Consider the following 12,959-nt stretch of genomic DNA (forward strand, 5'->3'; position numbering starts at 1 on the left):
ACCATAAATTCCGCAGTACAACCATGTTAAGCACCTAATCCCAATTACCAAAAACAGTGTTGTCACCGCCATATCCCATAAGGATTAAGGATGCTACCTGTGAGGAACAAGCTTGGTGGGTCTAACAGAAAAGCCTAAATCAGGAAAAAATGTTAACTAGCGTTTTACTTGCCGTAGAATGGCAAAAACCCAGCATATTCACTGGGCTTTGCAGGTCCCTCAATGGGGAAGAAATCTTTAAAGGGCCTCAATGGGCTACCGCTATATCCTCGTGGATTTTGACGAAATCGTCAACAATTATTTTAAAACAAGTCAAGAATCTGATAGCACCCAGCTTGCATTGATGGATTTGATAACCGCACGTTGTATTTCTGCTACAAGTTCTCTCGGCAGGCATTGATTCAGGTATCCACGGACAGTTCGCGGCCTACTAAGGCGCGTGCGACTTACCTGCTGAACGAGATCAGTTTTGGCCCAGCGGGTTTGCTGATCGAAATATCTTACTCCTTCAATGATTCCCTCTGCGATTTCTACGTGCATACCGCGCCGTAGCTTATCCTCGTCACACGTTGTTGACAAAGGAACCACGATACAAGCATTTCCGTTTATCTTACCATTAAGCACCACTACCAGACGGTTCTTCACCATTTCAGGTGGCATGTGGCCGTCATAAAAATTTGCCACAACAGCGCCATCATTACCAATGGGATAATTCCCGTAGTTACATTCAAGGATCTCCCCGACTTTAGGGCTAAAAGATATCGGCACAAAAAGTTCCTTTTTAATTAAAATTAAGGTAGAATAATAGGTTAAGCAATTTTACAAATTTCGTTTTAGTTAAGCATAGTTTCAGCAGAATAAGCATAATCCCCTATCCAGAAGTTTATGTAGAAAAAAGATACGGCAATAATTTACCCAGTAATAATGAGGTTTACTCAATGCTAACTGCTGTTCACAGCCAGCTTCTACGCCTGTAACACTCTTCGGCTGAACACCTCAGCCGTTCTCACTCTGTGGATTAAACCGATCCATTGTCGAAACCAAAAATAGCGCTGCAATAACCACAAGTAAAACAGGCAAACCCGATGGCGCCACTGAACTCGCCACACCTGCAAGCAATGGCCCTAACAAACTCCCGATTCCCCACAACATAGCCGCAGAAGCATTAGCAACTATCAGATCATTTCCTGAAAAATACTGACCAATCTGTACCAACGCAATTGTGTAAATAGCCCCCGCCGTCGCCCCCAACACAATCAGCAAAGGCCAGATAAGATAATGATGTGTCATCGTGAACGGCAGTAAAACACTTGCTCCGAGCGTTACCGCTCCACAAATTCGGTACAAACGCACACGATTCATATGATCTGCCAGCCAGCCGAATGGAATTTGCATCAATGCATCACCCGCAAGAATGGTACTTATCATCAGCGCCGCTACCGCTTCGGTATACCCACAACTCATTCCGTAGATGGGTAATATAGAAAGAATAGTGCCGTCGAAAAAAGAAAAAAACAGCACCCCACCACAGATCGCCGGGGCAACCTTCACAAACTGAACAATAGAGAAACTGGATCCTGTGCCATGTTTCGGCAACTTATCGCCCTGCTTCTGATCTATCATTAAAAAAAGCACCACAGAGATGAAATGAATCAGAGTACAAATCAATATCGGTGTCTTATCTGTTACACCATACAAAGCGATAATAGAAGGGCCAAGCAACTGACTGACAGTAAAAGTCGTCGTATAAACGGCCAGTATCCTGCCCCGTTTATTCTCTTCAGAAAGTTCATTAATCCAGGTTTCCCCCAGACAGATAATTAACCCGCTAGCAGCACCAGTCATTAGCCGCAAAGGAAAAAGTAACTCCATCGATAACGAACTCAGCAGAGGAAGCAAACTGACAGCTGAAACCACTGTCGCAATCAGCATAGCGTGTTTCTTACCTATCAGGACCACAATTTTCTGAACTACCGGGGCACTCAACAAAACACCCAACGCCGGAGCCGCAGAAATTAAACCGATGTACAACTCATCAATGCCCTGGCTATTCAGGCGTAACGCTACCATCGGGATAGTCAAACCAATCACAATACCAATGACAGCGATACTACTGGTAATAGCAAAAATAGCGAAGAAACGGCTATTTCTGTAATGACGACTATTCATTTACTTATGCCCACCCTCCAGCAAAAAACAGAGAAAATAAATGCGAAATGAATCGAAAATAACAAGTTAATGATATTATACGAAATAAATAAATTTTTATTAGTTACTATTTCAAAGGGTAAATATATAACGATATATCAGCATTAACCCAGAAACCAGCACAATGATATTGATAAACTTCAGGAATATCTCTCTGGAAATTTTCAGTGTCATCTGGCGGCCAAAATAAATTCCCAACAACATGGCTGGGATAAATGCCAGTATTAATAACAAGAATGAACTATCCAGATAAATACCCAAGACAACGAAAATAATCACTCTTGTCAGGGTACTGAAGCCAATTAAAGTCGTCTGAGTAATCCGGAAAGCTTCCTTATCGGGTATCCGCCCGGCCAAATAGATGGCATAAAGAAAACCACCACTACCAAACAGTGCGCTGAAAACACCCCCACCCAAACCAAACGGAATCGCCGCTTTAACCGGGAATTGATGGTAAGCTTTACCAGAAAATAATGAATAAAATGAATAGAAAACAACAAATAACCCTAACACCAGAACCAGAACATCGGGCCGAGCCATCAATAAAATGGCTGCACCAATCAAACTACCGATAATCATTAACGGAACAATTAGCCTGAGCTCACTAAACTCGGCTTTTCTGCCATCTCTGACAATATTAATCACTGCGGCAGTTAAATCTATCAACGCAAGTAGAGGAACAATTTTCGCTACAGGGATATAAAGCGCCAGAATCGGACTAGCAATAAGTGCAGAACCAAACCCAGCCATGCCAAAAACCAGGTAAGCAAAAAAAACAGCAAAAATACAAATAAATAGATCGGGCCATGTCAGTATATGTAACATTGATATTTCCCTGAAAATAGTTATCAATCCGAGTGATCATTGTCTCAATATTAATAGCTTTTACTGTCGTTTGTCAGGACAATCTGCAAAAAATAACCACAGCAATTCAAAATACTCTTATGTATAAATGTACTGGTAACGGGATAGTGGAAAAAAATGAAGGAGCCAGAATTGTAAATAGACACAAATATTCGTTAAGTAATGAATGATCTACAGGTTTGCCTCATTTCTCAAATTAAGTTTACTAAGGTTTCCCCAAGCTAATGAAAAAAATAAAATCTCTGCCGCATCCCATACAAGCGCTATTACTGGCGCTCTATATCGGTATTTTTCTCAATTTATCAGTTTTTTACCGTCATTTTGAAGAAACCCATGTTGGTATTCACACTTCTAAGTTGGTTACCGGCAGCATTAAAGCTCTCGCCATTGTTCTATTCACCTTTTTTCTGTTACGTCTTCTTTCTTTAGGCGGACGCTGGTTCTACCGTATTACTGCCAGCTTATTAGTTCTATTCTCGGTTGCTGCCAGCTATTACATGACCTTCTTTAATGTCGTTATTGGCTACGGCATTATTGCTTCAGTCTTGACTACAGATATTGATTTATCCGTTGAAGTTGTTGGTTACAACTTTATCATCTGGCTAATTTTGCTCAGTATCTTGCCATTACTGCTTATCTGGTCGGGTAATTTGCACAATACTCTGCTTGAACAACTGCGAATGCCCGGCCAGCGAATAAAATCACTGGCAATCATGCTAATGGCTGCATTACTGGTATGGGTTCCGCTGGACTGGATGAACACTCAGCAAAAAGCTAACGACGTGCTCAATAATGTCGATATGCCAAGCTATGGCGGTGTGGTTGCACACTCTTACTTACCTTCTAACTGGCTGACTGCGCTTGGGTTATATATTACTACTGCGACAGATGAATATCTGAATCAGAATGAACTGTTTGATCCGACACAAAAGTTCACTTATGTCGCTCCACAAGGAATTAATGATACCTACGTGATATTTATCATTGGTGAAACTGCGCGTTGGGATCATATGGGAATATTGGGATATGAGCGCGATACAACCCCACTTCTGAGCAAAGAACCCAATCTGGTCTCGTTCCGTGGTGAATCCTGCGACACCGCCACCAAACTTTCCCTGCGCTGTATGTTTGTACGCGAAGGCGGCACCAAAAATAACGACCAGCGCACACTGAAAGAACAAAACATATTCTCAGTTATGCATAAATTAGGGTTCAGCTCAGAACTTTTCTCAATGCAAAGTGAAGTCTGGTTTTATAACAAGACCGAAGTGGACAATTTTGCTTTTCGTGAACTGATCGCCTCTGAGAGCCGCAACGATGGCAAGCCTGTTGACGATATGATGTTGATTAATGAGTTAAAAAAATCACTGGAACATCATCCAAGCGGTAAACATCTGGTCATCTTGCATACTAAAGGTTCTCACTATCTATATTCACAACGTTATCCGCGCAACTTTGCTAAATATCAGCCGGAATGCATGAACGTCGATGATAACTGTAGCAAAGCACAGCTCATCAACGCATTTGATAACAGCATTTTATACACCGATTACTTTATCAAAAACGTCATTGACCAGGTACGGAATAAAAAAGCGCTGGTATTTTACACCTCAGACCACGGCGAATCGATCAGCGATGATACCCATCTACACGGCACACCACGTCATATAGCGCCACCGGAACAATTCCGTGTGCCATTGATAGTTTGGGCATCAGATAAATTCCTAGATGCCCCAAATAATGCTCAGGCTTTTGAAAACCTCAGAACACAGGCCAAAACAGGTAATGCCTACCGCCATGTTGAGTTATATGACACCATTCTCGGCTGCCTCGGCTATACCTCATCGGACGGCGGAATTATGGCAAGTAATAATCTGTGCGGTGATTGAGGGATATTTCCAGTCCTAAAATACATCGCCTCTTTCTTACAAAATGAATACTCGGTTATTCCGTTTTATACTTCAATCAATAATATAGTCATTCATTTTATCGATTGTAGTTAGATATTTTCAACAATAGAAAAACTAAGAACTCTATAAATATCTAGCTAAATTAAATCATAGATGAATATATTTTACGATATGTTATGATTCATTTTCAGACATGACTTAAGCCAACGAGAGACAAGATGCAAACAAACGAAAGAAAAGTACTATGCACTATAGAAAAAGGATATTCCTACGAAAGAGAAGATCAACTAGGGAAGCTCAGAGTGTATTTTGAGATTTTGAGTAATGGTGAAATTGTACCAATTAATAAAGAAAGTTTATTTTGTGAAACTGAACAGGTTTTCGTTACTTCAGGGTATAGCGAATTACGCGAAAAGTACAGCTCCTCACTTTTTGCAGCAACATGTGTTCCAACAAACTTTGAAAAAAAAGAAGGGAACTGCCAATATATCACCAGAGCAAACTTTTGCGAAGACATCAAAGGGCTTTTAGCCTGCCAAGTTTACGATCTTCCATTTCCTGATGTTAACGAAGCAGTTATTATTTTAACAGAAAAACCCTTAACAAAAACAATCTTAATCCAAGATAACAGCTATATCTATGGGCCTTTCGATTATGTTGATGAGATAGATCCAGCAACAAACCAACATATTTTACATTTAAAACCCATAAGTACTCCATTAAATAAAATCCAGCAATTTCATATTGGAAAAATAGGCATCCAGAAATGTATCGCATATTTATCACAAAATAATCATTCACATATGACTTTCTTATGTAATATAAAAAGAATATTTGAAAACATAGATGACACCATCGATTATATAACTAATGATCAAATCATTTCAACCTATGGAAATAGAATTGCACAAAATTCTGAAATAAGAAGCTTCAACAAAGGAACAATAGCACAAATTCGTAAATGCTATACTTCCTCACAAGAATTCAGAACTTTCCCTGAAAGATTTAATAGGCTATTTCAAAATTTAGAAATGGCGGAAAATTGGGATAATACCAGGAAAGATTTAATGGATAGTTTTCTTTCAATTGATAAAGGAAGAGAAATTTTAAAAAAATATATCGACGAGAATAAAGAAGAATATTTTCGGGAAGAGAAACAATCTTTTTTAAAGAAATTACAAGAAGATAAATTAAATCAGCAGCAAGCATTTAATGCATTAGTCAATAAAAAAGAGCAAGTAGAAGCTGATATCCGCAAAATGCTGCGAGCAAGAGAGCTATTTCAATTCAATGGTGGCCAGATATCAACAATCACTATTACGACAGAAGAAAAAAATAAGATTGAACAGAAACTATCTTCCCGACGTAAAGAATTAGATACTCTAACCGCAGAAGTCAAAGTCTTAGAAGAAAAACATAGTCGTTTTAAAAAAATCGAGGACTTAAAAAATGAAATAGATGATCTGGAACGTGAACGGGACAGATATAGAGACAGAAAAAGGCAGATGGAAGAGCAGGTTGAAGATGTTGCGAAAAAACTGAGAGAAAGTAATGAAGTATTAACCAGCCGGTTAGTTCAGCTTAAACCCGATGTGGATGCTTTATGTGGTTTAAAGCCAAAAGCAGTATTTAGCTCATTGGATTATAATGTCATAACAAGGAAAATTTCAGCAACTGAAAGTGATGAAGATACCCGTGAAAATCTCATCAATAGCGTCCTTGATGCTTTAAATAATCGAGGCCGTAAAACAGATTATTATACCGTTGCAAATATTCTGACAACAATAGCACAATGTCAGTTTACATTATTTAGCGGATTACCGGGAACAGGGAAAACATCGCTGGCAAAAATACTCGCAGCTAGCCTGGGGCTACAAAATCGCTTATTAAATATTCCTGTTGCGCGAGGTTGGACTTCATCAAGAGATGTATTAGGTTTCTATAATGCCTTATCCCAATCCTTTATACCTTCCGCTACTGGGTTGTTTGATTTAATTAGACACCTTCATTACGAAATGAAAGAGAAAATTGAATCAGCCGCTCCGGCTATTGTTTTACTTGATGAGTTTAACCTTTCACAACCGGAACACTACTTCAGCCCATTCCTTGAAATGGCCGATCCTGAGTCTAAGCGAATAATTTTAACCGGTAATCCAGAGGAACAACATTTTCAGGTACCCACCTATTTACGTTTTTTAGGCACGATCAATCAAGACGAATCTGTTCAATCCCTTACTCCCAGATTGTTAGACAGGGCTGCTATAATCAATTTTGATGATTTTGAACAAGACTATGATTTGAGTGTAGTAAAATCAGATACCCATAAAGATTTAAACATTTCCCCAATTACCGGAAATAAATTCATTGATATTTTCCTTCCAAGATCTTTAGAAATGACACCAGATATTGAGCGAATTCTGCAATTAATAATCGAAACTTTACGTGATGATAACCCAGAATTCGGAACTCCCGTTATTGTTTCATATCGAAAAATAAAAGCTATTCGCTCATACCATAATGTGGCTGGCCCAATGATGTATATCGAAAGTAAATACAAAGCATTAGATTACGCTGTAGCTCAACATATATTACCTCTCTTAAACGGCTATGGACAGAATTTTGGTAATCGATTAAATACCTTGTTAGATAATTTACCTGACGAAATGGAACGCTCACATAAACTGCTGAGAAGAATTATTAGCACCGGAAACCAAAATATGTTTTGTTATGGGGCCAATATATGATCCGTTGGGAAATGTTTATCAATTCAATTTCTGATGGAGAAGTTGTTGATCTCAGAATCAACAACAAATATAAAATTACAGAATTAGATCATATTCTGTTTCAAGTTTCTTTATCGGAGGATGATATTGAGAAAAATGGCATTCCTATAATAATCATAGGAGATACATCTCTGGAATTAATTTTTTCTCACTATGAAAATAGTGAAAAAATATATACATCAATAGAACCACTAAATTCACATCGTTCAAGATATTTTTATAATTTTTTTGGGGAAAGCCAAGTTTCTCTATATATAGGAACCCAATATGCGCCTATATATAGTGTTACCTTTGATATTTTGGCAAGACGAGAAAATGCCACCCTAGCAAACATTATGCTAGAATATTTAACCGAAAACTTAGAGGATATTGTTTCCATTTGTTTTTCAAAAAGCAGAAAAACTGCATCATTTGATGAAGATAATATTTTTAACTTCAATAAATTAGAAATAATAAAAGAAACAGTTAATTATTTGACGCAACATTTGCCCTTATTTATTATAGAACATAGGCACGCTTTAGAACCAAAACTCATTCTATCAAAACAAGGGCAGCCAACCGGCCCAGATTCAATTATGTGGGCATTATACAATCTTGACCAATTATCTCCTGCAAATAATGAAGACGCCAACATATTCTATAATAACAGGGGATATTCTTTCAATGAACTTCCTAAAGAAACACTAAAAGAGAATACAGATATTTACGAAAACAAAGTCGTCCACGCTTTTCTAAAACAAGCTAATGTCTTCCTGATGATGTTTAAAGAATCACTGATTTCTCCTAAAGATAAAATCCAATCTTTAGAAACAAATGAATTTATCCAATTTAACCATACAATGTCAAAATATGCAGATTTAGCCTTAATAAACAAAGCCAAAAAAATTGAAAATTTAATTAGCACTTTAGAAAAAACAAGATTATTGTTTAATAAAAAAATACCCTCAACAGCGTCAATAGGTATCGTTCCTAAAGTCACACCTTATGTTGCTAAACATAATCATTACAGAAAAACCTTTTATCTGATTGAGCAATATCACCATGCGCCAACACCTTCTTTCATTGGCAAAGAACTTTTTTCAGGATTAAAGAACCTCTCAATAGTTTATGAAACTACCGTATTGATTTTATTACATGAGATTATTCAAGAAAGTTATAAAGTTCAGCTTATTGAACAGAATTATAGACTTCATTCGGAAGAATTACCTTTCGGTGGCGTAAAAATAGAAAGACCAACAAATGAAATTAATAATTATTTCTTATTTAAAAATGAAAACTACGATATTGAATTATTTTATGAAGCAAAAATTTTCCCTTTAAGCACCCATAGTAAAAAAGGAGATCTTGTTAATACGAGTAATAACATTGATTCTAATAAATACGGAAAACACCATTTTTGCCCTGATTTTATCATGAAAGTAAACTCAAAAAGTTGGAAAAACCCACTAATTATAATACTTGATGCAAAATATAAAGATGCAAAAACAATAAAAGAACATGATATTGATGAATTAACAAGAAAATATTTACTTAATATACATCAGGTTAATGAAAATATGGCATTAGGAATGTCTCCGGTAAAAATGCTTTTTATTCTATTCGCACACAATTCTGAAGAAACCGTTGTTAGATCAGTTGCTCCACAGCATTGTATCAATGGTCAGTTTCCAGTTTTACCACAATCAATTGCTATTTCAGTTAAACCTAATGAAAAGAATATATTAATCGAACACTTTATTGCACTTAAAAAAATTATGGATAAAAAGAATAAGTCCTAATTTCGTTAAAATAATGGATTTAATAAAATAATTACAATGATATAACAGACATTAATAATATAAAAATTTTATTTTAATTAAATCCTTATATTCTTGTTACTATGATCTTATGTTTACAGATAATGAAGTATTCCACGCTGATTAGGAAAGCATCCAGGAAACAAATATTTATTTTTTGGATTAAAATTTAATTTTAATCCCTCAACAAGAAAACATTATAAATTGAAATTATTCTCAATCAAAACAATATAAGATAATTATAAGAACAATATAAAAACAGTAAAAGTGTTATTATATAATAAAAAAACAGATATCTCACCGGATTATATTTCAAAGAAAAAACAGCAACTATATTAAATATCTCAAAAAAATAAAAACAAAAAAACCATATATTCTTGATGTTTATCATGATAACTCTGTCACTCCAAAAACACATATAATATTTATTTGCCCTGGTTGTTTTAAGATGTTATTTATTTTCACCTACTAAGATTTATTTTTATTTATAAATCTTGGACGATTTGTGTAGTTGAATATCTAAATGTTATCAATACTTTTCTTAAGAGGAAATTATTATGGAATATCAAAAGATTGGGCAAATGAGCCTTAAAAACTCAGGCGGATTTGTTGCTAGAATCCAATTTAGTTATATTGATGCCAACGGTGAAAAATTTCTAAGTAAACAAAGTGATGATATTACTCTTGGAGTAACAAAGACTATTGATCCAGGCGATCTTGGGGTTCCTGATGGAGCGACAGTTTATATGCATGTGTTTGTAGTATGGGGGCGTGATAATGAAGCTCATCAAGTTTTTTTATACGAAAAAGGAAATCAAGCAATTGCCAACTATATGATCAGTGGTACAACATTAAATAATGATCTTGGCTTGATCGATGTTATACAGTAATACATATAGGTCCTGCAAAAGCAGGGCCTTATAAGCTAAAGCTTTACTTTTTCTGCCTACGGTAAATCCTAGAGCGGTTATGCATTAAGGAGAAATATGAAATCACGAGCCGCTGTTGCATTCGGGCCGAGCCGCCCCCTTGAAATCGTTGAAATCGATGTTGCCCCACCCCAAGCCGGTGAAGTGCTGATCAAAATCAGCCATACCGGTGTGTGTCATACAGATGCCTTTAGCCTGTCAGGGGATGATCCGGAAGGCATTTTTCCTGCCGTACTCGGGCATGAAGGCGCAGGCGTAGTCGTTGAAGTTGGAGAAGGCGTCACCAGCGTCAAACCCGGTGACCACGTTATCCCTCTTTATACCGCAGAATGCGGAGAGTGCCTGTTCTGCAAATCCGAAAAAACCAACCTGTGTGTGGCCGTACGAGCAACTCAAGGGAAAGGTGTAATGCCGGATGGCACAACCCGTTTTTCCTACCAAGGACAGCCTATTTACCACTATATGGGATGTTCCACATTCAGCGAATACACAGTCGTGGCCGAAGTATCACTGGCAAAAATCAACCCGGAAGCAAACCATGAAGAAGTGTGCTTGCTGGGCTGTGGTGTCACAACCGGCATCGGTGCAGTGCACAATACCGCTAAAGTGCAACCTGGTGACTCTGTCGCCGTCTTTGGGCTCGGCGGCATTGGCCTTGCTGTACTCCAGGGAGCTCGTCAGGCAAAAGCGGGCAGGAGCATCGCCATCGATACAAATCCAGCAAAATTTGAGCTGGCCAGACAGTTCGGCGCAACCGATTGCCTGAACCCGAATGATTACAACAAGCCTATTCAGCAGGTCATCATCGAAATGACGGAGTGGGGAGTGGATCATACTTTCGAGTGTATTGGTAATGTCAATGTTATGCGTGCCGCGCTCGAAAGTGCACACCGTGGCTGGGGGCAATCAGTGATTATTGGGGTGGCGGGTGCAGGACAAGAAATCGCAACCCGACCATTCCAACTGGTCACCGGCCGTTCGTGGCGAGGCACCGCCTTTGGTGGCGTTAAAGGCCGCAGTCAATTGCCTGACATGGTGGAAGAAGCAATGAAAGGTAAAATTGAATTAAAACCTTTTGTTACTCACACCTTACCGCTCGAGCGCATCAATGAAGCCTTCGAGCTGATGCATGAAGGAAAATCTATTCGTACAGTCATCCATTACTAAGTTGTTTTGCGGGAGTTAAAAACCGTGCTGTGACAGACGGTTTTTAACAAAACAGAAAACGCTGGCCGGGTTCACCGTAAAATGAATGAATCCGTAGGTTTTACAGAGAGGAAAAAGAATAGAGAGGATTGAACGCCACGCTTATTTTGGGGATGGCAGGATGTTTTATCAGCACGAATCAGCCATACTTGGCTGCACCATGACTTTTGCTGTCTATCTTCCTCCTCAGACTGAACATCAGAAAGTTGTTGTGCCTATCACCACGCTCGTACAAAAGGTGTGTTGTTGTTCATAGCAAGATTCTTTTTTGTGATTTCAGTTATAAAAATCCATTTGAAAAAAAATAGTACTGTTCATCTTCAGCACAGTACTGTTATTTTAATATAGTTATATCTTATTGTAGAGCTCCGGTATTAAATCATTACTTATTATTCGGTTGGAAATATAGAGGTGAAGACTTGAGCGATTTTGTATTCTCGAAAAACCATCTTAATCCCTTTCAATCTCAGTTGGAGGAACTTGATTCAAAATTAGTTCCTGTTGAAGGGGAAGTTCCTTCAGAGTTAAAAGGTACTTTCTTTAGAATTGGTCCCGGTCGCCTGCACAGGGGAGACGAATATTATAATCATCCATTTGATGGGGATGGGATGATATTTAAAGTAACGTTCAGTGATAATGGGGTATTCTATAGAAACAGACATGTGTTAACAAAGGAATACTTAAGAGAGGAAGAAGCTCAAAGGTTACTATATCGCTCAGTTGGAACCATCCCCAGAAAACTAAAACTCAGGATGAGGTTTTTTATTATTAAAAATCCGGCAAATACAAATATTGTGTATCATTCTCATAAACTTCTGGCGTTGTGGGAAGGAGGGATGCCACATTTAATTAATCCGATAGTNCTCTTGACATTTCAGATATGATTTTTTTGGAAGCTAAGAGCACGATTTTCTTTTCTTCCCAAACTAAACCTTCGTGAAGTACCCTTTACCGCACATCCTAGAAAAATACCAGATAATGATAATTTATATGGATTTGGTGTGACCTATGGTATTCGAACTAAGTTGACACTATACAAAATANACAGTGCCGGTGACATGACTGTCATACTCAACNTTCCGCTTAAGAAAAGGCAATTAATTCACGATTTTATAATGACAAAGAATTATTTTTTGTTTTTTTTAGGTGGGCCGCANATAAATCTTAAGTNGANAAANATAATTGGNAATGANAGCATCCNTGCNTCNTNNAATTNNNTTNAAAGTGAAAAGGGCGGGAAAACCTTNNTTCCCNCTGAGGAAA

At 37.8% G+C, this 12,959-nt stretch carries 9 protein-coding genes and 1 pseudogene (1 of these 10 only partly in view); 7 read left to right on the plus strand and 3 right to left on the minus strand.

The features are described from left to right. Positions 1–312: 312 nt before the first annotated feature. From PTE_RS11840 to PTE_RS11850, 3 genes are all read right to left on the minus strand, one after another. Positions 313–768: a type II toxin-antitoxin system PemK/MazF family toxin gene (locus PTE_RS11840; protein ID WP_036846687.1), complete on the minus strand. Its 456-nt coding sequence runs from the start codon at positions 766–768 to the stop codon at positions 313–315. A gap of 228 nt (positions 769–996) precedes the next feature. Next, the gene (locus tag PTE_RS11845; protein ID WP_036846688.1) at positions 997–2,169 is read right to left on the minus strand and encodes an MFS transporter; all 1,173 of its coding nucleotides are present in this window, start codon (positions 2,167–2,169) and stop codon (positions 997–999) included. Between the two features lie 111 nt (positions 2,170–2,280). After that, on the minus strand, positions 2,281–3,033 hold the full coding sequence (locus PTE_RS11850; RefSeq protein ID WP_036846689.1) for a sulfite exporter TauE/SafE family protein: 753 nt from the start codon (positions 3,031–3,033) through the stop codon (positions 2,281–2,283). Between the two features lie 263 nt (positions 3,034–3,296). Here PTE_RS11850 and eptB point away from each other — a divergent pair, with 263 nt between their 5' ends. From eptB to PTE_RS27265, 7 genes and pseudogenes are all read left to right on the plus strand, one after another. Next, the gene (gene eptB / locus PTE_RS11855; protein WP_036846692.1) at positions 3,297–4,961 is read left to right on the plus strand and encodes a kdo(2)-lipid A phosphoethanolamine 7''-transferase; all 1,665 of its coding nucleotides are present in this window, start codon (positions 3,297–3,299) and stop codon (positions 4,959–4,961) included. A 239-nt stretch (positions 4,962–5,200) separates the two neighbouring features. After that, the gene (locus tag PTE_RS11860) at positions 5,201–7,726 is read left to right on the plus strand and encodes an AAA family ATPase (protein ID WP_036846695.1); all 2,526 of its coding nucleotides are present in this window, start codon (positions 5,201–5,203) and stop codon (positions 7,724–7,726) included. Beyond that, the gene (locus PTE_RS11865) at positions 7,723–9,543 is read left to right on the plus strand and encodes a nuclease domain-containing protein (protein ID WP_036846696.1); all 1,821 of its coding nucleotides are present in this window, start codon (positions 7,723–7,725) and stop codon (positions 9,541–9,543) included. Before PTE_RS11860 ends, PTE_RS11865 begins: the two co-directional genes overlap by 4 nt. A gap of 575 nt (positions 9,544–10,118) precedes the next feature. Continuing rightward, positions 10,119–10,451 carry a hypothetical protein gene (locus PTE_RS11870; RefSeq protein WP_036846697.1) on the plus strand — a complete coding sequence of 111 codons (333 nt, stop codon included), beginning with the start codon at positions 10,119–10,121 and terminating at the stop codon, positions 10,449–10,451. Between the two features lie 96 nt (positions 10,452–10,547). Next, on the plus strand, positions 10,548–11,657 hold the full coding sequence (locus PTE_RS11875) for an S-(hydroxymethyl)glutathione dehydrogenase/class III alcohol dehydrogenase (protein ID WP_036846699.1): 1,110 nt from the start codon (positions 10,548–10,550) through the stop codon (positions 11,655–11,657). A gap of 509 nt (positions 11,658–12,166) precedes the next feature. Next, the gene (locus PTE_RS11880) at positions 12,167–12,580 is read left to right on the plus strand and encodes a carotenoid oxygenase family protein (RefSeq protein WP_425339430.1); all 414 of its coding nucleotides are present in this window, start codon (positions 12,167–12,169) and stop codon (positions 12,578–12,580) included. A 63-nt stretch (positions 12,581–12,643) separates the two neighbouring features. Further along, positions 12,644–12,959 (plus strand): annotated as a pseudogene (locus PTE_RS27265) (carotenoid oxygenase family protein); its annotated part runs 107 nt beyond the window's last position; the annotation flags it as partial.

The organism is Photorhabdus khanii NC19 (genome assembly GCF_000517265.1).
Lineage (GTDB): Bacteria > Pseudomonadota > Gammaproteobacteria > Enterobacterales > Enterobacteriaceae > Photorhabdus > Photorhabdus khanii.

Excerpts from the sequence above, each read along its gene's own strand:
- PTE_RS11845 (WP_036846688.1), bottom strand. The coding sequence starts at position 2,169 with ATGAATAGTCGTCATTACAGAAATAGCCGTTTCTTCGCTATTTTTGCT.
- PTE_RS11850 (WP_036846689.1), bottom strand. The coding sequence starts at position 3,033 with ATGTTACATATACTGACATGGCCCGATCTATTTATTTGTATTTTTGCT.
- eptB (WP_036846692.1), top strand. The coding sequence starts at position 3,297 with ATGAAAAAAATAAAATCTCTGCCGCATCCCATACAAGCGCTATTACTG.
- PTE_RS11860 (WP_036846695.1), top strand. The coding sequence starts at position 5,201 with ATGCAAACAAACGAAAGAAAAGTACTATGCACTATAGAAAAAGGATAT.
- PTE_RS11865 (WP_036846696.1), top strand. The coding sequence starts at position 7,723 with ATGATCCGTTGGGAAATGTTTATCAATTCAATTTCTGATGGAGAAGTT.
- PTE_RS11870 (WP_036846697.1), top strand. The coding sequence starts at position 10,119 with ATGGAATATCAAAAGATTGGGCAAATGAGCCTTAAAAACTCAGGCGGA.
- PTE_RS11875 (WP_036846699.1), top strand. The coding sequence starts at position 10,548 with ATGAAATCACGAGCCGCTGTTGCATTCGGGCCGAGCCGCCCCCTTGAA.